This window comes from Rhodococcus sp. BE178, assembly GCF_050433545.1.
GTDB lineage: Bacteria > Actinomycetota > Actinomycetes > Mycobacteriales > Mycobacteriaceae > Prescottella.
On the sequence record NZ_JBNPXA010000013.1, the window covers coordinates 64,370 to 88,395 of the forward strand.

Consider the following 24,026-nt stretch of genomic DNA (forward strand, 5'->3'; position numbering starts at 1 on the left):
CTTGCGGAACGCCGTTCGGACGGGCGGGTGTGCGGTCCTTCCGGCGGCGACCTGCCGGGTGATGGCTGTTCATCGCGACTGCTGCTCGATGGCGCGCGTCAAAAGGTCGACATACAGCCCGGTCCCGGTGGGGCTCCGCGGGTGAGTGTCGTCCTCCCAGAACACCTCTGGTACACCCTGGGTGGCGACCTTCCAGTCGACGATCACGGTGTTGGGCCAGCGCCGCTGTGCGGCGCGCAGGGCGGCATTGACCGCGTCCTGCCACGGCCTGGGCACGCTGACGTTCATGATGATCACCCGACGCGACGACCCGATCGTTCGCAGTGCCGCATCGAGGGCGGACTCGTCGAATTCGCCGTTCGTGCCCAACGCGATCACAACCACCTTCCCGAGCCGTCCGGTGTCGCGCAGCTGCGCAATGAGATCGGGCAGATCCCACATCTGCCGACCGATTTCCACATCGACGTCCGCGCCGGGCAGGCGCTCTCGCAGTTCGCGTCCGGCCGCCGCCATGACGGAGTCGCCGATCGCGGTCACCCCGCTGCCCGGAGGGCCGGGAGTCTCCGCCCTCAGCGGGATACCCGCGGGCGGAGATGTGGGTGTCACTGATGGCGTCTGCGGGGCGCGGGCCGCGCTCTGGCCGGCAGCGATCTGAGATTGCAGGTCGTCCGCCGGCGGGGCGAAGACAATACCCGCCGCCGCAGTGAAGACGGTGGTGGCGGCCACGGCCACCGCCACGCCACGGCCGGACGACGAGGGCAGTGAGCGGGGGTACTCGGTGAACCGCACGAGAGTGCCGCGGAATCCGTGCCGCCTGATCGGGTCCTCGACCCAGCGATACGACAACGCAGCGGCAGCAAAGGATATCGATGTCGCCGTCGCGGCGAAGACGAGCGGCGACATCGCGGGAACCGCAGCGTGAAGCAGCACGATGACCGGCATATGCCACAGGTATATGCCGTAGGACCGCAACCCGATCCACCGCAACGGCCGCGCAGCGAGGGTTCGCGCGAACCAACCGCCATCAGCGACAGCACCTATTACCACGGCGCCCGCCGCGACAGTCACCAAGCCGAACCCACCGGAATACAGGAACGGGCTCGCTCCATCCAGCACCGCAACCATGACCACCAAACTCGCGGCGCCCACCAACCCCGCGGTGTCGAGGGCGCGACGCCGCACAGGCACCATCGTCCTCACCCACGCCGAAGGCATCGACAGCGCCAGCGCTGCCCCGACAAGCAACCCGAAGGCATGGGTATCGGTCCCGTAGTACACACGGGAGGCATCGACGCCGGGCTCGAAGAGCACGATCATCGCGGCCAGTGACGCCAGCGCGCCCGCTCCCGCGAGCACGGCGCACAGCGAGCGACTACAAGTGACCCGCATGACGACGAACAGGACCGGCCACACCAGATAGAACTGCTCCTCGACCGCGAGGGACCACAGGTGCAGGAACAACGACGGCTCGCCGAACCCGGCGAAATAGGACATCCCGCTGACAATGTTCCACCAGTTGCTGGTGAACGTCGCTGCGGCGAGCAGCTCTCCACCGATATCGGACACCAGAGTCGGCCGAATCACTGTGGCCGCGGCTGTGGCGACCACGACGACCACCGACACGGCCGGAATCAATCTACGTGCCCTGCGAACCCAGAAAGTACGCAGAGGAATGGTTCGTCGTTCCGAGAACAACCCGTGCAACTGATCGGTAATCAGGTAGCCACTGATCACGAAGAAGACATCGACACCGAGAAACCCACCCGGAAGCCATGTCTCGTCGAGGTGGTACACGAGCACCGCAAGCACCGCCCACGCCCGTACCCCGTCAATCCCCCGCCGGTACCGCCTCCCACCCGACTCGCCCAGACGCGCAGTCGGAATCGCGGCGCCGCCACGACCGTCGACACGGCGGGCGAGCGTTGGTGGCGAAGAATCCATGGGCACAGACTTCCTAAGCAGTGTCAGCACCAGATGCGGTCCGTGTCGCAACCGCGTCACAGAACCACCGACCCGGGGCACGGGACGGCGCGGCGGAGCCGGCGATCACCCCTCGCAGGTCTCGTCCTGGAAGGCTGCAGCGCGTGCCATTTGCGCGGGCCTGCGGCGCACGATCGCCCACGCCACACCCAGCACGGCGAACCACACCGGGGTGATCAGCAGCGCCTGCAGCGTGTCGTCCTTCTGGGTGAACGCCCAGATCAGGAACAAGAAGAAGGCGAACACCGCGTAACACATGGGGACGCCGCCAGGCATCTTGTACGTGGAGGCCTGGTGCAGGTGCGGACGTCGCTTGCGATAGACGAGGTAGCTGATCAGGATGATCGACCAGACGAACATGAAGCAGAGTGACGCGATGGTCGTGACGAGGGTGAAGGCCTCGATGATCGAGCCACCGACCACGACCATCACGACACCGGCAAGCAGGAACACACCCGAGAGGTACAACGCGTTCGCCGGCACGCGTCGCCGGGTGAGCTTGCCGAACGCCGCGGGCGCGTCACCTTCCTGTGCGAGCCCGTACACCATCCGCGAGGTCGAGTAGATCCCCGAATTCGCCGAGGACGTCGCGGAGGTCAGCACGACGAAGTTGATCACCGAAGCGGCAATGCCGAGGCCGGCGAGGGAGAACATTGCCACGAACGGGCTGCGATCTGCGACGATCTCTCGCCACGGCGTAACCGAGATGATGACAGTCAGCGCGACCACGTAGAACAGCATCATGCGAACCGGGATCGAGTTGATGGCCTTCGGAAGGTTCTTCTCCGGGTCCTTGGCCTCGGCAGCGGTGGTGCCGACAAGTTCGATACCGACGAAGGCGAAGGTCGCGATCTGGAATCCGGCAACGAAGCCCATGATGCCGGTCGGGAAGAAGCCACCGTCGTTCCACAGATTGGCGAAGGACGCCTCGGCGCCGCCGGGGGCGATGAAATGAGTGAAGACCATTGCCAGTCCGACAACGATCAAACCGACGATGGCAATGATCTTGATCAGCGCGAACCAGAACTCAGTTTCTCCGAATGCCTTGACGCTGGGCAGATTCAATCCGATGAGGAGGGCCACCGAGACGAGCGCCGGGATCCACAGCGGCAACGACCCCCACCAGTACGAGACGTAGCCCGCAATGGCGATGACATCCGCGATACCGGTGACGATCCAACAGAACCAGTAGGTCCACCCGGTAAAGAAGCCGGCCCACGGGCCGAGTAGATCGGAGGCAAAATCCGCGAACGATTTGTACGAGGTGTTGGAGAGCAACAACTCCCCCATCGCGCGCATGACGAAAAACAGCATCGTGCCGATGATCGTGTACACGAAGATCACCGACGGACCCGCGAGGGAGATCGTCTTGCCGGACCCCATGAACAGGCCGGTGCCGATCGCCCCGCCGATCGCGATCAGCTGGATGTGACGATTGGACAATTGCCGGGACAGTCCCGGCGGGTGTGACTCGTCGGCTGCGACAGCAACTGGCGTCGCAGCGACGCGGGGCTCGGTGTACTCGGACACAGGTACTCCTTGCTTGGGATGGATGCGGCACAACGACGATTGGTGGCCTGCGCACGGCACCCACACGGTTCGGTTCGACTGGGCGGGATCGATCGCGACCGGGATGTCGCACAAGTGAGAGGTGGGCTGCCCCAGCAGTCACATCGACGCTCCGAGCGCCCCAGCGCTGTGCCGCGGATCACACTGTAAGGGTGGACGAGGCGCGGCGCAACGGTCACGTCCTCGCCGAGGGCACCATGCCGCACCGCAACACTGCACCAACCATCCGACACCCGCGCGTCAAATGCGCTGCACACCAGCGCTTTAAGATACCCACCGATTGCCGGGACCCGGGAGTGCGCGGCACGTTCAGCCACACCCGTCGACATGCGCACCTCCCCAACATGGCGAGAGCATTCAACTCCGGACAGGCAACCGCGGGCGCAGGGAACGTGCATGGAGCGCCAGCCCGCCCCAACGGTCATCGACGGCATCGCCGCTGTTCAGGGCATCGATTGTGCTGTCAGCACTGGCTGCCGACGAAGTATTGGAGCGACAGCACGGTGACTCGCCGCCCCACACACCCCGATGATCGTGTGACGGCAAACACGTTTCGAGAAGAGGTGCGTTCATGAGGCTCTGCCCAACGACTCCACAGCGGGTCTGCATCGTCGGTGCGGGGATGGTCGGGTTGTCCACGGCATGGTTCCTGCAGGAACGGGGTGTCGAGGTTACAGTGCTCGACCGCAAGGGAATTGCGGCCGGGGCGTCGTGGGGTAACGCCGGGTGGATCACCCCTGGAATCAGCACTCCATTGCCCGAGCCGGCGGTGCTGCGGTACGGGGTTCGTGCGGTGCTCAGCCCATCCTCGCCGGTGTACGTACCGCCGACATTGAACCCTCGTTTGATTCGTTTTCTCGCGTCATTCGCCCGGCACAGCACCGCGGCGCGGTGGCGTACCGCGATGGAGGCCCTGGTCGGGATCAACCAAGGCGCACTGTCCGCGTTCGACGAACTAGCGGACAGCGGTGTACAGGCGAGGGCACACGAGGCGAAATCCTTTCTGGCAGCGTATCGGACACCGGCGGAGCGCACCGTCCTGCTCGAGGAGATCGAACACATTCGTGCAGCCGGTCAGGGAATCGAGTTCGACGTCCTGTCGGGTGACGACGCACGCGGGGTAGAGCCGTCGTTGTCCGACGAAATCGGCGCCGCGATCCGACTGCACGGTCAGCGGTTCATGAACCCCGGCGAGTTCGTGCACAGCCTCGCGGATGCGATCCGAGAGCGCGGGGGCACGATCTGCGAGGGCGTTGACGTCAACGGTGTCTTCGATGACGGTAGCGCCGTTCGGATTTCAGCCCCCACAGGTGATGTGGGACAGTTCGACGCCCTGGTACTCGCGACCGGAACATGGCTCGGCGACATTGCGCGCGACTTCGGCGTCCGCATACCCGTGCAGGCCGGTCGTGGATACAGCTTCAGTGTCGCGATCGACCACGTTCCTGCAGGCCCGGTCTACTTCCCGGCACAGCGGGTGGCATGTACGCCACTCGGAGATCGTTTGCGGGTGGCCGGGATGATGGAGTTCAAGACACCCGACGCTGCACTGGATCGGCGACGGATCGCGGCGATCGTGGAGGCCGCGCGACCTCTGTTGCGGGGCGCCGATCTCAACGCGCGTCGCGACGAATGGGTCGGTTCACGTCCGTGCACGCCGGATGGCCTGCCGGTGATCGGAGCAACCCGCTCGCCCCGCGTGTTCGCCGCAGGCGGTCACGGTATGTGGGGTATCACCCTCGGGCCGGCGACGGGACGTCTGCTCGCGGAGACGATCACCACCGGCCGAACAGCGACCGAGCTCGCACCGTTCGATCCGCTCCGGTGACCGGATCAGTTGTGGAGGTGGAGACTCCCCGGCGGCCCAGCGCATCGATCTCGGTCCGTCGATTCCCGACAAACGAGCGATACTGTGGAAGTGCGACTGCGCACGGCGGGTCCCAGGAGACTCGGCACGGCCGAGTCTCCTCCGTCACCGAGGAGAACCGATGATCAACGTCAGCGCCTTGATCGACTCGCTGGGCGGGGCCCTTCTTCGCCCGATCGTCTCCGGTCAGCGCGATCAGATCCACGACGTCACCCTCGCCGATGCCGACGACACATCCTTCGACCACCCCGGCAGCCTCGTCCTGGGTTTCGGAGTCGACTGCGCGGCCGCCGCTGTCGAACTCATTGATCGAGCAGTCCGCGCCGAGGCCTGTGCCGTGGTCCTCAAGGCACCCTTGGCCGAGGACCCGGGCGTGGCCGGCCCGGCCGCCGAGCTCGGCGTCGGTCTGATCGAACTGCAACCGCAGGCCTCGTGGACGCATCTGGTGTGGTTGACACGCAGCATCCTCGATCACGCCACGACGCTCGCACGATCCGAGATCCAGCACGATCCCAGCAACTACGGTGAACTGTTCGCCTTCGCCGACGCCGCAGCGGCCACCATCTCCGCACCCGTCACCATCGAGGACGCCCATTCGCGGGTGCTCGCCTACTCCGAGCTCCAGGACACCGCCGACCCGGCCCGCATCTCCACCATCGTCGGACGCCGCGTCCCGGAGCCGATCGTGCGGCACTTTCGGTCCCGAGGAGTGTTCCGACGACTGCAGTCATCCGACGAGCCGATCTGGGTCGACGCCGGTCCCGACGGCGTACTTCCGCGGTTGGTCATCCCTATCCGCGCCGGACGAGAGCTCCTCGGCTCCATCTGGGCCGTCGATCCCGGACCTCTCCCCGATGACCAGGTCCACGAACTGACCCGTACCGCATCTGTGGTAGCGCTGCACCTCCTGCGTCTGCGCGCGCAGTCCGGCGCCGCACGCAGAATGACCGTCGACCGTCTCCGCGCGGGACTGCTCAGCCCAGACAACACAACGGACCTGCGGTTGCCGCCCGGCCCGTGGCGCGTCGTCGCTTTGGCCGACGCTGCCACCGAAACGCAACCGGAGTACCGGCTACACCTGTGGGAGTCGGTCATGACGCGCTACGGCTGGCCCCAACCACTGCTCACCTCAATCGAAGGCACTCCGATGGCCGTGGTCACCGACACGGGGTCTGCACGCACCGCAGGGAGCTGGGCGTGGCTCCAGGCATTGGCCGACGACACGTACGCGTACGACAACACCGTGTCGATCCTCGCCGGGCGACCCGCACACACGACACACGATCTTTCCCGATCATGCGCGGAGGCAACCGAACTCATTTCACTGGCCCGGAAAGGACGGGCCGCTACACCGTCGACGACCTATGAGGAATCCTGGCACGAAGTCGTTATCGCACGAACTCACGCGGCACTGCTCACGGAACCACCGCTCGGCGCAGGACCTATCCAGCCCTTGGTCGACCACGACGCTGAACGAGCAACCGATTACGTCACAACCCTGGCCGCGTTCCTCGTGCACTACGGCGAACCGAAGCGTGCCGCACAGTCGCTCCATATCCACCCGAACACGTTGCGCTACAGAATCAAGCAGATAACCGACCTCATCGGACTCGACTTGATGGATGCCAGGCTCCGCCTGGCCATCGCGGTCCATCTGACGTCCATCCTGGATGCCGCCGACAGCGCCGCCTCCGGTTCTCCTGAAGAGGCTGCCGTAGAACCACTTCCGGACGAACAGCCGACCAGCGACGATCGCCAGTGCTGATCGGCAAGCCGGCATTTCCTATCTCTTTCCAACCATTACCAAGATCCGAATCCGACAACCCAGGGAGCGCAACTATGTCCTCGACACCACCCACCGCAACCACGCCCGACGCGGGTTCGAACTCGGAATCGGACGCGGACCCGTCGATGTCGTGGGCGGACATCCTCACCGAGTTGGGGTACGCGTTACCGGCGACCACAGCACCGATAGGTGCGTATGTCTCGGCCGTTCGGACCGGCAACCTGGTGTACACGTCTGGCCAACTGCCTGTGGTAGACGGTGTGATCGAACGGACGGGCAAGGTCGGCCGCGACGTTTCAGTGGCGGACGCATCGAGCGCCGCTGAGATCTGCACGCTGAATGCTCTCGCTGCGATCGATGCTCTCGTCGGTCTCGACGCGGTCGTGCGAATCGTCAAGGTGGTCGGATTTGTCGCGTCCGCAAACGATTTCGCCGGCCAGCCAGACGTCGTCAACGGGGCATCGAATCTGCTGGCAAATGTATTCGGCAACGCCGGTGCACATGCTCGATCGGCAGTCGGCGTCGCGGAACTACCTTTGAATGCACCCGTCGAAGTTGAACTCGTCGTCGAGGTGGCCTGACCACGAATACGGAAGGATGGCGGTGGTCGCGACAGTCGTCAGTCTGACACATACCCCCGAAACGACAACAGCCCCGAGCCGACCCGAGTTTCAGGTCGGCGCTTGATCCCATCGGAGAGTGACTCGCGATGGACATCGGACGTAGAACCCTTGTCGCAGCGGTCGGCCCGATTGTGTCGTCCTGCCTGGGCGGGGCGCTGGCGCCGGAGGGCTACTGTCTGGGCAGCCACACCGGCTACGGGGCGACTGTACGAACACGACAGCCTCGGCCTGTGGCAGCATCCGTCGGCAGTCGAAGCGGTGCTCGCCGAATGTGTTGCTCTGCGGGTGCGGAGACACAGTTCGTTCCTGCTCGCGGGCCTGTATCGCCGTAGTGTCCTGTCCACACCGTTCAGAAGGTGATCACGCGGCCCTGCCCTATCCGGATCCGGAGGCTCACCATGACCCATCCGACGTCGACCAAGACGGCGACACGACGTATGACAGAGACGCGGCGCAGTCCCTGCCGCAGCTGCGGCTGAGTCTCCCCGCGGTCCAGCACAACGTCGATCTCATGGCGGCGTGGTGCCGCGACCGCGGCGTCGAGCTGTGCCCGCACATCAAGACGACGATGACCCGGCCCATCGTCCAGAGACAGCTGGACGCCGGCGCGTGGGGGGGGTCACGGTCGCCACGGTTCGTCAAGCCTCCATTGCCCTCGAATGGGGGCGCTGCCAATCCACTGAGGGTCCTCGTCGACGTCGGGACCCCGGGCGGGCGAACCGGAGTCCGGGACGCCCCGGCGGCGCTGGGCCTCGCCCGGGAGTGTGAGAACGTGCCGGGAATCGCCCTCGCGGGCGTCGCGGGGTACGAGGGTGTTCGCCCCAACCGTCGGGACGCGGACATCGTCACGCAGGTCGATGCGCATTGCCGGGAGACGGTGGACGCCTTCCGCGCGGTGTCGCCGTGGATCCAGACCGACAGCGCCCTACGGGGGGGGTGAACTTCGGATCATCGCGTGATGCGCATTGTGATCAACGAGTTGTGTTGAATGCGAGCTGATTTCGAACATGCTGGGCAACCGCTCGGTCGGTTCGGTGGCGCGCTGCTTGGCTGCGATCGCAGCCCGCAGTCGTCCATGCCGACGTCGGAGACGTAGCGTCGAGTGACTCGCCGCTCGTCGTGTTGTTCGATGACAATGACTGTCACCAATGGAGGACGCGGCCGTGGGGAAAGATCTCCACGACGTCGGCTCTGAGTTGATCTCCTTGGACGGCAAACTCTGCGGCGCCCGACCCCTCCCGCATCGTGGGATCATCCGTTTCTGAAATTCACTTCTTGCAGATTCGCCTGCCGAATCCTGACATCTTGCGACTTTCGGATCGCAAGTGCTCGTCGGCACCTTCAATATGGTCGGTCATTCGTTTGCAATTTCTTCTGATTTATGATGACCTGCAACAGAGTTCGCAAACGAAAGTGACCGCCAGCGCCCGCTGTCCTATCCTTTCCAGGTCGCCCTCCCCCGGGGTGACGTTCGTGGCTCCATTCCCCCAGCGTGGTGTCACATGGGTGGCGCTTCTCGCTTCCGAGAGTGCAGGCACCACCCTTCTATCGACTGATCGCCCTGCCACCGGTGTGACCAGGCGGGGCGATCAGTCCACAAGGGCCGCCCCTGGCTGCCGTTGGCGTCCTGTCCAGCGAGCTGTGCCGCATAGGACTGCTTGCAACACAGGGTGAACCGGGCGGTTGCGCAAATATCGACCCGATCCACCCGATCTGAATCCGAGAGGCGGACCGAAGTGTTCACGACAGTCGTCGTCCTGGCCGCCCTCGTCCTGGCTGTCGGCGGTGTCGTCATGGTGGTGATCGCTGCACCCCGCAACCGGAGCCCAGGTCCACGTTCAGCAAGACGAACCGGAGACGAATCTCCCGAGATCGACGACAGGTAGTAGCTCGCGCCGGGTCGTCGAAGGCGGTCAAGAGCTCGGGCCCAGACCAGGATAGGTATACAAACAGGCAATAGTGCCGTAGTCCCTGAGCCGCCGATAGGTCAAGCTGAGGTAGTCCTGATCAGCCCGACTTCGACGAGGGTGAGGAACGATGAACGGCGGACTCGAGGCATTCTTGACCTTGGTCGTCTGCAAGTGGCGCTTCGCCTCGATCGGCCGAGGTCGTAGGCAGTCAATCCTTTGGGCCCCACTGCCGCATCGACCGGAAAGGCGGCTGTACGAGTATGACAGCCTCGGCTTGTAGCGGCGCCTCACGATGCCCGCGCGACGAACTTCTCTACGTATCAGATGTTACGTGCCGATTGAGACCCGCCTTTTGCTGACCCAGCCCGTCGGGAGCGTGGACGATGTTGTGCTTCGGCCTCCAAAGCGTTTGTGAGGACAGCCTGCTGGTCCGATCGGCGCCCGCGCCGCCTCGGCGCGCCAAGTTGGTCTAGTTCGGCGCAGACCGCACGCAGGGACCATCGGTAGGCCCAGGCGTTGTCGGTGATCAGCCGACCCCGCTGACGCTACCGATATTCCATGGCTGTCGCAGGACCGCTCTCACCACAATTGTGTCGAACATTTGATTCACAGACCGGACTGAAGGTCGGGAACCTGGCGTCAGCTGGATGTTCCTGAAACTCGACGCGCAGACCGGGCATCACGCGGTGTTGGCCACGGACCCACGCGAATGTCCACTGGCCAGAGTCCAACGCAATGATCGTCATCCTGCACGGAGCGGGCTCCCGCGTGCGCGGCGTCTCTTGGATTGGCCGAAGGGCCACGACCGTGCCCTTCTTCGATGGGTTCCAGGGGGCGTGCAGGTCGGCTACTGGTTGCAGGTTCTCGCCAGGCATCTAGGTCGCTCCCTGAGGTGGGCTGTTTGAGCAGATCCACCCTGTCGCACCCGGACAGAAGACCGCACCGGTAGAAATACCTGGTTAGGTACCTATATCGGCACTCGACGCAATGAGTCCGCGTCGGGTACCAACAGTGTTGCGACGGCCCCTTGAAACCGCCTGCTTCGGGGAGAGGCGTTTCGTCGTTCTCGGGTCACTGCGTCGGAAGCAAACCGAATGGGCCTACCGGCAGGTCTTCACCACCAACGCCGAACGCGCCGCGGCACTTGCACCCTGGCTCAAGCGCGACAACACTCGACGACGCCACAGCGCACTCGGAGGCCTTCCTCCAATCAGCCGCCTGGCACCAACCTGGTGGCCGGGTACAGCTAGTACCGCAACCACAGTTTGTGATGTCGGCCCGTCGCCGATAACGCTCGTCGTCGCGGAAGCGGCCGACGCGTGCCAGTGGGACGGCGCCCCGCCGCACCCTTCGGGGTGATCGCCCATCTCCGGCGCTCAGACCTCGGTAGGTCAATGAATCACGCACAGGCACAGCAGTTCTCGCTGGTGCTGAACTTCTCGCGTCACGGCCGTGGCGGTCGTCGACTGCGCCGGGCCGTTGGGTTCGTTTCGCCGTGGGCGCGCCCATCGGCTCCAGGGTTTCTGTACAGCAGAGCGGTGTTGCCATCTGAGGAAAACTTGCCTACGTTATGAGCGCAGCGGGTGTGATCGGCGTCTCATCTTGCATCGCTCGTGAAGTGCATTAGTTGTCGCGTAGGAGGTTCAATGTCCATCGACGTCCTCGGAATCGTCGTTCTCGCGCTCATATTCGCGCTCGGGACATGGCGGTCGGTCAATCTCGGTGCGCTGGCGCTGATCGGAGCGGTGGCGGTCGGCACGCTGGTTGCAGGAGTTGGACTCGACGAGATCTACGAAGGGTTCCCGGCCGATATCTTCGTGCTTCTGGTGGGAATGACCTTCCTGTTCGGCGTCGCCACGGCCAACGGCACCGTCGAATGGGTCGTAGACCGAGCTGCCCACCGCGTAGGAGACCATGCGAAGGTGCTGCCCTGGGTGCTCTTCGCAGTCGCTGCGGTGCCGACTACGGCCGGAGCGCTGGGGCCGGCCGGCGTCGCCATCCTCGCTCCTCTGGGTCTTCGACTCTCACAGCGGTACAACATCAATCCGGTCCTGACCAGTTTGATGATCGTTCACGGTTCCGCGGTCGGGAACTTCTCGCCGGTCAATGTCCTCGGGGCTATCGTCAACCAGACGATGGAACGAGAAGGCCTGTCGTCGAATCCGCTGCTGTTGTTCGCCGGCAACCTGGCATTCAACGTCATGCTCGGCGGAGTGATCTACTGGATCTACGGCGGCGCGCTTCGCCGCCGCGGCGCTGATCGCTCGGACACCACTTCCGGGTTGCCGGACCCGACCGGCGGCGACGTCGCGCAGGTGCCGGATGGTTCCGGCGCCGTTTCGGTGCGGGGAGCGGCGGCCACGACGATCGCACCTTCCCGAAGCCTGCCCACACTCACGTCCCCGCAGATCGTCACCATCGGAGCCGTCCTGGTAGTGGTCGCGGGCGCCATGATCTTCGGGTTGGACATCGGCGTGTTGGCGTTGACCGCCGCGGTGGTGTTGCGGTTGGTCACGCCGAAATCGAGTGAAGGAGCAGAGAAATCGATCTCGTGGAACGTCGTGCTCTTGATGTGCGGAATCATCACCTATGTCGCGCTGCTGCAGCACATCGGGACGATAGGTCGGATCGGTCACGCCGTCGCCGGCTTGAGTCTTCCTCTCCTCGCGGCATTCATCATCTGCCTCATCGCCGCAACGGTTTCCGCGTTCGCGTCCAGTGCGGGCACGCTCGGAGCCTTGATTCCGCTCTCCGTTCCGTTGTTGGCACAGGGGGATGTTCCCGTGCTCGGATTGATCATCGCGCTGGCGGTGTCGGCGACGGCCGTCGACGCGACCCCCTTCTCCACCGTGGGCGCATTGACGGTCGCCAACGCCCCGGTCTCGCAGCAGCAACGCATCTTCAGTGGCATTCTGCGATGGGGTCTGTCGATGATCATCGTCGCACCGGTCGCCGCATGGCTGATGTTCGTGCTCGTCCCGAGCCTGTGATCCTGCGTTAGTGTTCTGAGTCAGGAATTGTATTCACAATTGCCGAATGGGCGAATGGCGCGTACCGGGTGGCCGAAGGCCGAGTTGACACAACGCGGTCCCGTGCGACACCACGCCCACTGGATACCGCACTCGAAGCAGCCAGGGGGCGAATCCGACGGTTTCTCGTTCCACGAGTCCATCACCGTGTTGTGGTAGCGGTTGCCTTTACGTGACATCGACTGCGTCGCACCGGTATCGGCCAGCAACCGTCGCCAGGACCGATGCTGATATTGGGCGGAATCAACCGGTGGTCGCAACACCTTGATGACGGAGGTGTTGATGGGCAGGCCAGCGGGATGGATGAAGGATCTCACGGGCCGGTCGCCGATGAGGTCGCCTGGCGCACCGTCGCATCGACGGGAGGTCGAGGGGCAGTTCTGGCGTGAGATCGCGACAGGTGTGACGAGTGAGGCAGCAGCGGCAGCGGTCGGCGTGTCGCCGGCGGCCGGTGCCAGGTGGTTCCGGGATCATGGTGGGATGCCGACGTTCGTGACCGTACCGCTTATCGGCCGGTATCTGTCCTTCGAGGAGCGTGAGGAGATTGTGCCACTGAAGGCGCAGGGAGTTGGGGTGCGTGAGATCGCCCGGGCGGTGGGACGGGATCCGTCGACCATCTCACGGGAGCTGCGTCGCAACGCGGCAACCCGCGGCGGCAAACTCGACTACCGGGCTTCGGTGGCGCAGTCCACGACAGTCAGGACAACACGAACGCCCCGTCATCCTTGACTACCGGCTTCGGTCCGTCGGCGGGTGCCGACGGACCGAAGCAGGTGATCGCAGTGGTGCGCGTACGCGCCCTACCTCGCTCCTGTCAGGGGCGCGGTCAGGTCGTACATCGGCATCCCGTCGACAGTGGTCGGCGCGAAGTTCTGCTTCACCCATTCGGTGATCTGTGCGCCTGTGCCGACGCCGCCGGGTCCCATCCCGGCCATTTCCATGCCGTCGCCGATGAAGTAGTGGATCCGGCCCTCGGCCACGTACCGCTGGAACTGCGCGAGGGTCGGCGACGGATCGGTACCGTTGAACCCGCCGATCGGCATCACAGGGCGGCCGGTGGCCAGCTGGTAGCCGGCGGCGCTGTTCGAGCCGGTCGTAGCGGCCGCCCAGGTGTACCGGTCTGCGTCGTGTTCGAGCAGTTTGGTCATCTCAGCGCTGGGCTCGCTGCCGTGCAGCAACCCGCCGCCGGGGCCACCCCCAATCTGTTCTAGCCCGACTGGCTGGCTTCCCGCAGGTGCTGCCGGCTGGTTCCCGGTGGGGCCGCCCGGCGCGGGCCCCGGGCCCGGGGCCCCGGTGGCAGGGCCGGGCGGCGGGATCACCACCGCCCCGCCTGGGCCGACGACAATCAAGCCCGCGCCCGAATACTCTGCAAGGTCGAAAGGCAGGGCCGAGTCGCTGGGCCCTGCGGTGGGTATCGCGCCCCCGTGTGGGGTCCTGATGGTGTCGGCCGCGTACGCGGCCGGGCCCGCCAGCCCGGTGAGCACCGCCGCCGCCGCGGTCGCCGCTGCCAGCCGCCCGTTCAGGCGCGGCCACAGCAGTGCCACCGCCGCGAGGGCCCCGACCACCAGCACCGTCCAGCGCAGCCAGGGCAGGAAAGACGAGCTGCGCCCGAGCAACTCCCACGACCATACGGCTGTCACTGCGAGGATGACCGCCAGGGCGATGCGGATCCGCCAGTCGGTGCGCCGGCGCCAGGCCAGCACCGCACCCGCGCCGACGAGTGCGCCGACCTGCGGGGCCATCGCGATTGTGTAGTACGAGTGGAAGATTCCGGCCATGAAGCTGAACACCAGTCCGGTGACAAGCAGCCAGGACCCGAACAGCACGAACGCCGCCCGTCTGGGATCGATACGGGCACTCCTGCCGCACAACACGATTCCGAGCACGCCGAGGATGAGCGCGGCTGGTATCAGCCAGGAGATCTGACCGCCCTGCTCGAGGTCGAACATCCGGGTGATCCCGGTACTCCCCCACATCCCGCCGGGACCACCGGCCGGCAGTTCACCCAATGGGGGCATCCCGGCGGTCTCTGCGCTCGTTCCCAAATTCATGAGGGCGCTGCCGAGTTCGTTGCCGTTCAGGCGGCCGAGGCCGTTGTAGCCGAGGGTCAGCTCCAGGATCGAGTTGTTTTGTGAGCCGCCGATCCATGGCCTGGACTCGGCGGGCCACAGCTCGACCGTCAGCAGCCACCAGCCGGCGGCGACGACCATCGCGGCCAGTGCCGCGAACAGTTGCGCGATCCGGGCGCCGAGGCGGGGCGGCCCGAACAGCAGGTAGGTCAGCGCGAGTGGCGGCACCACCAGCATCACCTGCAGCTGTTTGGTGAGGAAGCCCAGCCCCACCAGCGCGCCGGTCAGGACCAGCCAACGGGTGCGGCCGTCCTGCACCGCCCGCAGCAGCGCCCAGGCCGAGGCCGTCATGAGCAGCACCAGCAGCGCGTCAGGGTTGTTGAACCGGAACATCAGCACGGCCACCGGTGTCAATGCCAGCACCAGCCCGGCGAGCAGTCCTGCGGCTGCGCCGAAGTACCGCCGCACCGTCGCCCACAAGAGCGCGACCGTGGCGACGCCCATCAGTGCCTGCGGCACCAGGATCGCCCACGAGCTGAGCCCGAACAGCCGCACCGACAGCGCCATCACCCACAGCGAGGCGGGCGGCTTGTCCACGGTGATCGAGTTCGCGGCGTCCGACGAGCCGAAGAAGAAGGCCTTCCAGGACTCCGAACCCGCCTGCACCGCAGCGGAATAGAACGAGTTGGCCCAGCCGGAGGCGCCGAGTCCCCAAATGTAGGCCACCGCGGTCCCGATCAGCAGCGCCGCCAGCAGCCACGGCTCGGGGTTGCGGCGACGCGGGGTCGGCTCGGGCGCCGCGGCCTGCATCGACATGGCTTCGACGGTGGTCACCGGGCGGCTCCTTCGAGGTGGTTTCGGAACACCCGACGCAGGGCGACGAAACGAGTGAGAGTGGCAATCAGATTCGCGGCCACCAGCACCGCCAACTCGAGATGCTTGGAGGCGTCGGGCAGCCAGTGGTGCAGGGCAAACAGGGATCCGCTGGTCAGAGCCAGGCCGACCGCGAACACCGCGAGGCCCTGGGCCTGGTGTTTGGCGGCATCCGCGCGGCCGCGCACTCCGAAGGTGAACGCCCGGTTGGCTGCGGTGTTGAGCACCGCGGTGATCAGCAGCGCGACGAGATTCGCCGCCTGGGCACCGATCACGGGATGCAGTGCCAGGTAGAGCACCGCGTACGCGACGGTCGAGGCTGCCCCGACCGCGGCGAACCGGACCAGCTGCCCGACCATGCCGTGCGGCACCCCCGGCACCAGCGGCTCGCGGCCGAGGCTGGTGCGTAACGCGGCGACCGGCAGAGCGCCGGTGGCCAGTGCCCGGCCGACCCGGAGCACGCCCTTCAAGTCGGCGACTGCGGTCGAGACGATGTCGACGGTGCTGTCGGGGTCGTCGACCCAGTCCACCGGCACCTCGTGGATGCGGAGCCCCACCCGCTCGGCGAGCACCAGCAGCTCGGTGTCGAAGAACCAGCCGGTGTCCTCCACCAGCGGCAGCAGCTGTCGGGCGACGTCGGTGCGCATCGCCTTGAATCCGCACTGGGCGTCGGAAAACTTCGCCCGTAGCGCACCGCGCAGGATCAGGTTGTAGCAGCGCGAGATCGCCTCACGCTTCGGCCCACGCACCACACGGGAGGAGCGCGTGAGCCGCGAGCCGATCGCGACGTCGGAGTGTCCCGACACCAGCGGCGCCACCAGCGGAAGCAGCGCGTTGAGATCGGTGGACAGGTCTACGTCCATGTAGGCGACGACCTCCGCGTCGGAGGCGCTCCACACGGTGCGCAGTGCTCGGCCGCGCCCCTTCTCGTCGAGGTGCACCACACGGACGGAGTCGAACTCCTCCGCCAGCCGGTTCGCCACCGCGAGCGTCGCGTCGGTGCTGGCGTTGTCCGCCACCGTGATCCGGCTCGGATATGGGACGGATCCGTCCAGGTACGCGCGCAGCCTGCGCACGCAGGGCTCGAGGTCGCGTTCCTCGTTGTAGACAGGGATCACCAGGTCGAGAGTGACGGTGTCCACGCTTTCCGGCGGCGGCCGATCTCCGTGGCAGAGAAAAGAGTTCGTCGTCATGACCGCAAATGATGCTGGCCGAACCTGCGACGACCCTGGACTGCGGCTGGCAACTTCCTGTGCGCGCTCGCCGCGCGGGTACGGCGTAGGCGGGAGTATGGCTCCGAGAACCCGCTGCGCGAGCGGGGTCCCGGGCCACCGCCCCGCCTGAGCGGTCAGTCCTGCCGCTCGATCCGCGGCAGCAGCACCCGGAACACCGCACCCTCCCCCTCGGCGGACTCCAGGGTGACGGTGCCACCGTGCGCGGACACCAGCGCCGCGACGATGGACAGGCCCAGCCCGCTACCGCCGCTGCTCCGGTTTCGCGAGGCATCGACCCGGTAGAACCTCTCGAACACCCGCTCTACGGCTTCCGCACTCAGGCCGGGACCGGTGTCGGAGACCTCGAGCACCGCATTCGGCCCCTCGGTGCCGACCCGCACCACTACTTCGGCGTCCTCCGGTGTGTGGCTCAGGGCGTTGCCGACCAGGTTGCCGAGTACCTGACGCAGCCGCGCCACGTCACCGAGAACCTCGGCCAGCCCTGGGCCGCCGAGCACCTCGAGGCCGATCCGCCGCCCGGGAGCGACGGCCCGCGCGTCGTGGACCGCGTCCGAGGCCACGGCGAGCAGATCCACCGGGGCCCGCTCGATCGGGCGCTCGGCGTCCAGGCGTGCCAGCATCAGCAGGTCCTCGACCAGCAGACCCATCCGGGCGGCCTGCCCTTCGATCCGTGCCATCACCACCGCGGTGTCGGTCATCGCACCCTGTCGGTACAGTTCGGCGAATCCGCGGATCGTGGTCAGCGGGGTACGCAGCTCGTGACTGGCGTCGGCGACGAACCGGCGCATCTTCTCCTCCGACCGGCGCGCCGAGTCCTCAGACGCCGCGGTGGCCGCGAACGCGGTTTGGATCTGCGACAGCATCCCGTTGAGCGCGGCCGACAGCCGCCCCACCTCGGTCCCGGCGCCGCGGTGGTCGGGGACCCGGCGGTCCAAGTCGCCCGCCGCGATAGCTGCGGCAGTGTGCTCGACCTCGACGAGCGGACGCAGGCTCCGCCGCACAACGAAATAGCCGAGCACCCCCAGGACCAGCAGCACCACGGCCCCGATCACGACCTGGAGGATCACCAGTCGCTGCACGGTGTCGTCGACGTCGGACAGACTCACCGCCACCGTCACCTTGCCCATCGGCGAGGAGTTGGCCAGCGCCCGCCAGCGCTGCCCGGGGTCACCGACCGAGCCGACCGTGACCGGCTCCGGCCCCAGGTCCTGCGGTAGATCTGGTTGTTTGAAGTCGTCGTTGATGACCAACTGGGTCTGGCCGGCGGGGGCTTGGGTGAGGACGAAGAAGGGGGTCGGTGGCCGGTCGGGCGCGGGCAGCGGTAGCGGTAGCGGCAGTGTCATCGGCGGCAGCGGCGACAGAGCCTCGGGTTTCGCCCACCCGTGCGCCGCGTCGCGCAGCGTCGCGTCGGTGCGGGCGATCAACGAGTTCTCCAGCGACGAGGTAACCGCCACCCCCGACGCGAACAACCCGAGACCCGCGAGGAGCACGAGTGCGGCCATCAGCATGAACCGCAATGGGATCTGACGGACCCGGCGCCCCACCACCATGCCTACCTCTGCTCGCGCATGACGTAGCCGACGCCGCGCAACGTGTGGATCAACCGTTTCTCCCCGGTGTCGATCTTTCGGCGCAGGTACGACACGTACGTCTCGACCACCCCGACCTCACCGCCGAAGTCGTAGTGCCACACGTGGTCGAGGATCCGCTGCTTGCTCAGCACCACACCGGCGTTGACCATGAAGTACCGCAGAAGGGTGAATTCAGTCGGGGACAACGAGGCCGTCTCGCCCGCCTTCCACACCTCATGTGTTTCGTCGTCGAGTTCGAGGTCGGCAAAGCGGATCCGCGCGGGATCGACCCACTGGTCACGCGAAGCCCGCCGCAGGATCACCCGCAGTCGGGCGACCACCTCCTCCAGGCTGAATGGCTTGGTCACATAGTCGTCGGCGCCCAGAGCGAGGCCGGCGAGCTTGTCGTCGACAGTAGCGCGGGCGGTCAGGAACAACACCGGGGCGTCCACACCGTCGGCGCGCAGTCGACGCAGCAGTCCGAAGCCATCCATGCCCGGCATCGTCACGTCGACGATCAGCGCGTCCGGCCGGAACGCGCGCGCCCGGTCGAGCCCCTCACATCCGTTGGCGGCCGTCTCCACCTCGAAGCTCTGAAACCGTAGGCTCACCGACAGCAACTCGACGATGGTCGGCTCATCGTCGACGATCAATACCCGGGCCGCGGGCTTGGTAACACTCACCCGGCCATCATCGGCGCAGCTCCTGGCCACAGCCTGGACGTTCGCTGTGAACTTCCTGTGAGCCGCCCCGGGATCCGCGCCGGCGCCACATGCACTGTAGATGCATGGTGATGACCATGCGCATCTCTATGTATAGAGTTAGGCCATGAGTACGCGATTACGTAGGACGCCGGCAACGCTCGCCGTTCTCGCTGAACTGTCGAGTTCCGCCGGTCCGATATGGGGATTGCAGATAGTGCGCGAGACGGGACGTCCTGCGGGGAGCGTCTATCCGATCCTCGCCCGCCTCGAAGAGGCAGGGTGGGTGGAGTCCGCGTGGGAGACCGATCAGGCCCACTCAGGACCACGGCGGCGCTACTACACCCTCACCGATGACGGCCGGGCACGCGCGACGGCGATGCTCGCGCCGGCGACTCCCGCACCGGCGGCGATCTATCGAGCGAGGTTGGTATGAGAGCGGCTCGGTGGATGGTCCGGACCTGCGCGCGATTGACCCCTGCCGCCCGCAGGGATCGCTACCGCGAAGAGTGGCTGGCCGACCTCGGGCACTGCTCCGAGATCGGAGTTCGAACCGCCACAGTTGTTTTCGGAGTTCTATCGATGACCATCCAATCGCAGAAGGCGAGGTTCCACATGACCGATTCGATGAACGCCCTGTCGACCGTCAAGGCGATCGGGCTGCAGATCGTATGCGTGGTGCTGGTACTCGGAGGCGTGCAAGGCTCGTATGCCTGGTGGTCCTACGCCCTGTGGGGTGTCGGATTGGCGGGCTCGGTGTGGATCGCCGTAGCCGCTGCACACGCGGCGGTTCGTGCACCAGCAGCGTCCCGCGCCCGCAGAGCGGCGAGCGCCGCGATCACCGCCTGTATCGCAGTGCTTATAGCGGCGGTCGTCGAGATCAATCTGCACTTCGAAGCGGTAGATGCCGGTTCACCGAACCGTCCGCTCGTCGTGATCATGGTCGCTACCGGATTCGCCGGTGTCGCCGCATTTCTCACCCTCGCCGGAGCCAGCGTGGCCGCCCTGCAACAGCGGTCACGCTGATCAGCCGGGGTCAGTCGGGTCGATCGCGGACTCACCCGCCCGCGGTCCGCGACACAGACCCTTGATCGCCCTCGGGCTCGTCCTCGATGATGCGACCCGTCTGCAGATCGATGTCGACTTCGCGGTGGCCACCCTCGAGATCGACGAAATCCACCTCGACGGTGGGCCGACCACCCTCCTCGTCCAGCTCGACACCGAGGATCCCCGGCGTCGGCGGAGGCTGCTGGGCGTCGACGAGACGGTTCGATCCCGGCGGACGGCGCATTTCCGAAAACCCACAATCTCCGTCCGTTCCGGATCTCCGCGGCCTGCACCGCTCGGGACAGCGTCGGCCGAACCGTGTCAGCCGAGATTCGCCTTCGGAGTCAGGGGCGCCGCCGCCTGCTGTACATAACCCTTGTGATCGCCGACGGTATTGCGATCGACCGCGCCCAGCACGGCGTCGACCTCCGCCTCCCGAACGAGGACCTCCCCTTGAGCCGCAGCGCGAACTGGCAGGCCAGGCCCGCGATCGCGCCGATCGCCAGGGCCGACGCCGTGTCCACATAGCCCGCGCAGGGCGTGACGGTGGCCAGGCCCGCCACCGCGCCGGTGGCCGCGCCGAGCACGGTGGCCCTGCCCTGCCGGAACCACTCGAGAATCAGCCAGATGACCAGCCCGGCGGCCGCGGCGACATGGGTGTTCAACAACGCCTGAGCCGCGACACCGTTCGCCTGCAGACCGTCCCCCGCATTGAACCCGAACCAGCCGAACCACAGGATTCCCGCGCGGACGATCGTCAGAGGCACCGAGTGCGGCACCGTCTCGCTGTCCGGCCATCCCGCCCTCCGGCCGACCACGACGAGGATGGCCAACGCCGCGGCACCGGCAGACGCGTGGACCACCATGCCACCGGCCCAGTCCTGCGCTCCCCTACTCGCGGCCAGCCCTCGGGGTTGAACAGCCCGGCATCACGGCTGAACGCGATGCTGTGTCCGATGAGGATCCAGACAACGGTCACCACCCCGAGCGGAACGATGTTCTGCTGAAGCATCACAAGGGTGTTGCGGCTCTTGACCATTCCGGCATAGAAGAACGCCAGCCCCGGAACCATGAACAGCACGAGGGCGGCGCAGATCAGGACCCAGGAAGTGTCACCGGCGTCGAAGCGGCGTCGTCGTGTCAGGACCCCAGCCGATCCCGCTCCGTTGTGCGAACCGCACAGGCGCGGGAGCAGTACCGGCTCTCGGTCAGACGCCGTAGTACCGTGCGACGTCGATCCGGGACAGCGGTATCCAGTCCGACGACGAACCCTCGGCGAAACGTGCGGCGGTCGCGGATCGGCGTTCCCGCAGCGCGACCGCGAGAGCGGGCTCCTCGTCGATCCGTTGCACCAATTGGTAGATAGCCGCGAGATGGTGGAGGCACGGCTTCCGGCGCCCCGTGCACGCGCAGGTACCGGCGTGATCGGCGACATCGCCGGTCAACGAGATGCCCTTGTCGACCAACTCGGCGACCAGACCGTCGGGCAGTTCACCCGCAGCGACCCGGCGGTCGTCGGCGCCGGCGCGAGCGACCGTGGCGCGAACAGTGGCGGACTCGCGCCTGTCCCACAGCGGTACGTCGATCCCGACCGGGAAGGCCTTGCCGCGGACGGTCACGTCCGCGCGGATCCGGCCGGCCTCGGCGACAGTGAGAACGACGGAGCCGTTACCGGACAGCGTACGAGCCTGCGGCAGCAGCGAGTTCGACGACGACGCGGTGGTCGACTCGATGGTGCGGAGCCACACACGGCCCCACGCGGTGACACCGAACTTGATGGCCATCAGTTCGCTCCGAGCGTGTCGAGGTCCAGCAGGGCGCGCAGTTCGGCGTCGGGCAGCTTGGCGAGCACCGCCTCCGGGTTCCCCGAAACAGATTCGGCGACGGCTCGTTTCGAGTGGTGCATCGCGGCGATGTGGTCCTCGATCGTCCCCCCGGTGACGAGGGTATGCACATTGACGGTGCGGCGCTGCCCGATCCGGTGCGCCCGGTCGGTGGCCTGGTCCTCCACGGCGGGGTTCCACCAGCGGTCATAGTGCAGCACATGACTGGCCCGGGTGAGATTGAGTCCGAACCCGGCGGCGCGGAGACTGAGAATCAGGATCGGCGGCCCGTCGGGCGAGGACTGGAAGGTCTCGACGAGTTCGTCGCGGCGCTCCGCGCCGAGGCCCCCGTGCAGGAACGGCACCGTGCCCAGGCCGAGTTCCGAGCTCAGGTGCGCGGACAGCAACTCACCCATCGTCCGGTACTGCGTGAACACCAGTGCCCGGTCGCCGTCCGCGACGATCTCGGCGAGCATTTCGGTTGCCCGATCGAACTTTCCGGAACGCCCCACCAGGTCCCGGTCGTCCGCTCCGGTCAGCTGCGCGGGGTGATTGCACACCTGTTTGAGCCTGGTGAGCAGCGCGAGCACGTTGCCGTGGCGCGCGATGCCGCTGCCCAGGCCGTCGGCGAACGCACTCTCGACGGCGGCGCGATAGAGCCGGGACTGCTCGTCGGTCAACGTGCACGCGACCGTCGAGTACTGCTTCGGCGGCAGGTCGGTCGCGACCTGCGCCTTGGTACGGCGCAGAACGTACGGGGCGATCACGGCGTTGAGCCGTTGCGCGGCGGTCCGCGACCGGCCGGACTCGATCGGGGTCGCGAACCGCTGACGGAACCGGGCCCGGGTCCCGAGGACCCCCGGATTGGTGACGTGGAGCAGCGACCACAGCTCCTCGAGCCGGTTCTCGACCGGAGTGCCGGTCATCGCCACCTTCAGCGTCGCCGGCAGCCGAGCCGCGGCCTTGGCTGCCTGCGCGGCCGGATTCTTGATCTGCTGGGCTTCGTCGAAAACCACCGAGTCCCAGGCGACGTCGGACAACGCGTCGGCGTCGGACCGCAGGACGGTGTAGCTGGTCAGCATCACCGTTCTGTTCGGGAGCGTCACCGGCAGTGCGCGGTTCGCACCGTGGAAGACCACCACCGGCAGGTCCGGTACGAAGCGACCCAGTTCACGACGCCAGTTGCCGATCACCGATGTCGGGCACACCACCAGATGCGGGCCCGCGTCCGCACGCATCGCGAGCAGGGCGACGGCCTGCAGCGTCTTGCCGAGGCCCATCTCGTCCGCGAGGATCCCGCCGCCCTCGCCCGCCAACGCCCGGAGCCAGCCCACACCGTGAATCTGATAGGGGCGCAGGGTCGCCTGGATCCCGGCCGTCTCCAGATCGCCGACGAGCGCGGCGGCGTCGAGGAACTGACGGAGCGACACCGCCGCCGACGGGACAGCCGACTCCCCCGCGTCGAGGGTCGCGTGTGCGGCCACCGGCATCGCGTCGGCCAGTTCGGTACAGGCCGCATCGCCCCGTCCGGACAACCGGGCGGCCTCGCGCCACACCGACACCGACACGCCGAGCCCTTCGTGTTCGGGCCGCAACCCGCGGAGGGCGGGCAACACGGCCGGCAGGTCCACCGCCCGCGCCTCCACCGTGCGTGGTTCCACCCTCGTGCCGTCGACGGGCACCGCGAGCCGGCACGTCGTGGGCCGCCCCGCCGGTAGTCCATTGTCCGCCAGCGCCGCCTCGACGTCGTCGACACCCCACCACACGAGCGTCCCGAGCGCGGGATCGAAGGTGGCCTGCAGCCGTCCGGGATTCACGCTCGACTCGTCCATGTCCGCCGAGACTAGCGCCGCAGGGGCCTCCGCCGCCATCGGAATCGGCCCGGAAGTTCGCAGTTCAGGTGTGGTTTTCCCAACATTGACGGCCGCAGGTTTGCGGTGCCT

At 66.6% G+C, this 24,026-nt stretch carries 18 protein-coding genes and 3 pseudogenes; 9 read left to right on the plus strand and 12 right to left on the minus strand.

Going from position 1 to position 24,026, the window contains the following annotated elements; all coding sequences use genetic code 11:
• Positions 1–69: 69 nt before the first annotated feature.
• Together J2X34_RS20795 and cycA are read right to left on the minus strand one after the other, a co-directional pair.
• Complete coding sequence (locus J2X34_RS20795; protein WP_429519576.1) at positions 70–1,941, minus strand: acyltransferase family protein; 1,872 nt, start codon at positions 1,939–1,941, stop codon at positions 70–72.
• Between the two features lie 105 nt (positions 1,942–2,046).
• The gene (gene cycA, locus J2X34_RS20800; RefSeq protein ID WP_114719347.1) at positions 2,047–3,510 is read right to left on the minus strand and encodes a D-serine/D-alanine/glycine transporter; all 1,464 of its coding nucleotides are present in this window, start codon (positions 3,508–3,510) and stop codon (positions 2,047–2,049) included.
• 610 nt (positions 3,511–4,120) lie between these two features.
• Here cycA and J2X34_RS20805 point away from each other — a divergent pair.
• The 4 genes from J2X34_RS20805 to J2X34_RS20820 all read left to right on the plus strand — a co-directional run bounded on the left by J2X34_RS20805 (position 4,121) and on the right by J2X34_RS20820 (position 8,765).
• The gene (locus J2X34_RS20805) at positions 4,121–5,377 is read left to right on the plus strand and encodes an NAD(P)/FAD-dependent oxidoreductase (RefSeq protein WP_114719346.1); all 1,257 of its coding nucleotides are present in this window, start codon (positions 4,121–4,123) and stop codon (positions 5,375–5,377) included.
• A gap of 160 nt (positions 5,378–5,537) precedes the next feature.
• On the plus strand, positions 5,538–7,181 hold the full coding sequence (locus tag J2X34_RS20810) for a PucR family transcriptional regulator (protein ID WP_429519578.1): 1,644 nt from the start codon (positions 5,538–5,540) through the stop codon (positions 7,179–7,181).
• A 146-nt stretch (positions 7,182–7,327) separates the two neighbouring features.
• Positions 7,328–7,783, plus strand: coding sequence for a RidA family protein (locus J2X34_RS20815; RefSeq protein WP_114719458.1), 456 nt, complete (start codon positions 7,328–7,330; stop codon positions 7,781–7,783).
• Positions 7,784–8,336: 553 nt separating this feature from the next.
• The gene (locus J2X34_RS20820; RefSeq protein ID WP_429519580.1) at positions 8,337–8,765 is read left to right on the plus strand and encodes a hypothetical protein; all 429 of its coding nucleotides are present in this window, start codon (positions 8,337–8,339) and stop codon (positions 8,763–8,765) included.
• A gap of 96 nt (positions 8,766–8,861) precedes the next feature.
• Here J2X34_RS20820 and J2X34_RS20825 read toward each other — a convergent pair.
• Positions 8,862–9,018 (minus strand): annotated as a pseudogene (locus J2X34_RS20825) (IS256 family transposase); the annotation flags it as partial.
• Between the two features lie 1,794 nt (positions 9,019–10,812).
• On the opposite strand from J2X34_RS20825, the pseudogene J2X34_RS20830 reads away from it, so the two are divergent.
• The 3 genes and pseudogenes from J2X34_RS20830 to J2X34_RS20840 form a co-directional block, all read left to right on the plus strand.
• A pseudogene (locus J2X34_RS20830) lies at positions 10,813–10,968 on the plus strand (integrase core domain-containing protein); the annotation flags it as partial.
• Between the two features lie 413 nt (positions 10,969–11,381).
• The gene (locus tag J2X34_RS20835; RefSeq protein WP_429519582.1) at positions 11,382–12,725 is read left to right on the plus strand and encodes an SLC13 family permease; all 1,344 of its coding nucleotides are present in this window, start codon (positions 11,382–11,384) and stop codon (positions 12,723–12,725) included.
• A gap of 342 nt (positions 12,726–13,067) precedes the next feature.
• Positions 13,068–13,484, plus strand: a pseudogene (locus J2X34_RS20840) (helix-turn-helix domain-containing protein); the annotation flags it as partial.
• An 80-nt stretch (positions 13,485–13,564) separates the two neighbouring features.
• Here the strand turns inward: J2X34_RS20840 and J2X34_RS20845 are convergent.
• From J2X34_RS20845 to J2X34_RS20860, 4 genes are all read right to left on the minus strand, one after another.
• Complete coding sequence (locus J2X34_RS20845; RefSeq protein WP_429519683.1) at positions 13,565–15,649, minus strand: glycosyltransferase family 39 protein; 2,085 nt, start codon at positions 15,647–15,649, stop codon at positions 13,565–13,567.
• A 14-nt stretch (positions 15,650–15,663) separates the two neighbouring features.
• A complete protein-coding gene (locus J2X34_RS20850) occupies positions 15,664–16,899 on the minus strand; it encodes a bifunctional glycosyltransferase family 2/GtrA family protein (RefSeq protein WP_114719341.1) in 1,236 nt (411 codons plus the stop codon).
• 155 nt (positions 16,900–17,054) lie between these two features.
• Complete coding sequence (locus J2X34_RS20855) at positions 17,055–18,491, minus strand: sensor histidine kinase (protein WP_429519584.1); 1,437 nt, start codon at positions 18,489–18,491, stop codon at positions 17,055–17,057.
• A gap of 2 nt (positions 18,492–18,493) precedes the next feature.
• Positions 18,494–19,195, minus strand: a complete 702-nt coding sequence (locus tag J2X34_RS20860; protein WP_114719339.1) for a response regulator transcription factor — start codon at positions 19,193–19,195, stop codon at positions 18,494–18,496.
• Positions 19,196–19,340: 145 nt separating this feature from the next.
• On the opposite strand from J2X34_RS20860, the gene J2X34_RS20865 reads away from it, so the two are divergent.
• Both J2X34_RS20865 and J2X34_RS20870 read left to right on the plus strand, forming a co-directional pair.
• Entirely contained in the window at positions 19,341–19,649 is a 309-nt protein-coding gene (locus J2X34_RS20865; RefSeq protein ID WP_114719338.1) for a PadR family transcriptional regulator, read from the plus strand.
• Positions 19,650–19,795: 146 nt separating this feature from the next.
• Positions 19,796–20,239 (plus strand): hypothetical protein, encoded by a 444-nt coding sequence (locus tag J2X34_RS20870; protein ID WP_114719337.1) that lies wholly within the window; start codon positions 19,796–19,798, stop codon positions 20,237–20,239.
• 31 nt (positions 20,240–20,270) lie between these two features.
• Here J2X34_RS20870 and J2X34_RS20875 read toward each other — a convergent pair whose 3' ends face one another.
• From J2X34_RS20875 to J2X34_RS20895, 5 genes are all read right to left on the minus strand, one after another.
• Positions 20,271–20,504: a PepSY domain-containing protein gene (locus tag J2X34_RS20875; protein WP_429519587.1), complete on the minus strand. Its 234-nt coding sequence runs from the start codon at positions 20,502–20,504 to the stop codon at positions 20,271–20,273.
• A gap of 100 nt (positions 20,505–20,604) precedes the next feature.
• Positions 20,605–21,126, minus strand: a complete 522-nt coding sequence (locus tag J2X34_RS20880) for a hypothetical protein (protein ID WP_258557661.1) — start codon at positions 21,124–21,126, stop codon at positions 20,605–20,607.
• A complete protein-coding gene (locus tag J2X34_RS20885; RefSeq protein WP_258557660.1) occupies positions 21,018–21,332 on the minus strand; it encodes a hypothetical protein in 315 nt (104 codons plus the stop codon). Before J2X34_RS20885 ends, J2X34_RS20880 begins: the two co-directional genes overlap by 109 nt.
• Before the next feature lie 136 nt (positions 21,333–21,468).
• Positions 21,469–22,044 carry a hypothetical protein gene (locus tag J2X34_RS20890; protein ID WP_114719335.1) on the minus strand — a complete coding sequence of 192 codons (576 nt, stop codon included), beginning with the start codon at positions 22,042–22,044 and terminating at the stop codon, positions 21,469–21,471.
• Positions 22,044–23,915 (minus strand): DEAD/DEAH box helicase, encoded by a 1,872-nt coding sequence (locus J2X34_RS20895; protein ID WP_114719334.1) that lies wholly within the window; start codon positions 23,913–23,915, stop codon positions 22,044–22,046. The genes J2X34_RS20890 and J2X34_RS20895 overlap by 1 nt, the downstream gene beginning before the upstream one ends.
• Positions 23,916–24,026 lie beyond the last annotated feature (111 nt).

Excerpts from the sequence above, each read along its gene's own strand:
- J2X34_RS20795 (WP_429519576.1), bottom strand. The coding sequence starts at position 1,941 with ATGGATTCTTCGCCACCAACGCTCGCCCGCCGTGTCGACGGTCGTGGC.
- J2X34_RS20805 (WP_114719346.1), top strand. The coding sequence starts at position 4,121 with ATGAGGCTCTGCCCAACGACTCCACAGCGGGTCTGCATCGTCGGTGCG.
- J2X34_RS20810 (WP_429519578.1), top strand. The coding sequence starts at position 5,538 with ATGATCAACGTCAGCGCCTTGATCGACTCGCTGGGCGGGGCCCTTCTT.
- J2X34_RS20815 (WP_114719458.1), top strand. The coding sequence starts at position 7,328 with ATGTCGTGGGCGGACATCCTCACCGAGTTGGGGTACGCGTTACCGGCG.
- J2X34_RS20820 (WP_429519580.1), top strand. The coding sequence starts at position 8,337 with ATGGCGGCGTGGTGCCGCGACCGCGGCGTCGAGCTGTGCCCGCACATC.
- J2X34_RS20835 (WP_429519582.1), top strand. The coding sequence starts at position 11,382 with ATGTCCATCGACGTCCTCGGAATCGTCGTTCTCGCGCTCATATTCGCG.
- J2X34_RS20845 (WP_429519683.1), bottom strand. The coding sequence starts at position 15,649 with ATGTCGATGCAGGCCGCGGCGCCCGAGCCGACCCCGCGTCGCCGCAAC.
- J2X34_RS20850 (WP_114719341.1), bottom strand. The coding sequence starts at position 16,899 with ATGACGACGAACTCTTTTCTCTGCCACGGAGATCGGCCGCCGCCGGAA.
- J2X34_RS20855 (WP_429519584.1), bottom strand. The coding sequence starts at position 18,491 with ATGGTGGTGGGGCGCCGGGTCCGTCAGATCCCATTGCGGTTCATGCTG.
- J2X34_RS20865 (WP_114719338.1), top strand. The coding sequence starts at position 19,341 with ATGAGTACGCGATTACGTAGGACGCCGGCAACGCTCGCCGTTCTCGCT.
- J2X34_RS20870 (WP_114719337.1), top strand. The coding sequence starts at position 19,796 with ATGACCATCCAATCGCAGAAGGCGAGGTTCCACATGACCGATTCGATG.
- J2X34_RS20875 (WP_429519587.1), bottom strand. The coding sequence starts at position 20,504 with ATGCGCCGTCCGCCGGGATCGAACCGTCTCGTCGACGCCCAGCAGCCT.
- J2X34_RS20880 (WP_258557661.1), bottom strand. The coding sequence starts at position 21,126 with ATGGTGGTCCACGCGTCTGCCGGTGCCGCGGCGTTGGCCATCCTCGTC.
- J2X34_RS20885 (WP_258557660.1), bottom strand. The coding sequence starts at position 21,332 with ATGGTTCCGGGGCTGGCGTTCTTCTATGCCGGAATGGTCAAGAGCCGC.
- J2X34_RS20890 (WP_114719335.1), bottom strand. The coding sequence starts at position 22,044 with ATGGCCATCAAGTTCGGTGTCACCGCGTGGGGCCGTGTGTGGCTCCGC.
- J2X34_RS20895 (WP_114719334.1), bottom strand. The coding sequence starts at position 23,915 with ATGGACGAGTCGAGCGTGAATCCCGGACGGCTGCAGGCCACCTTCGAT.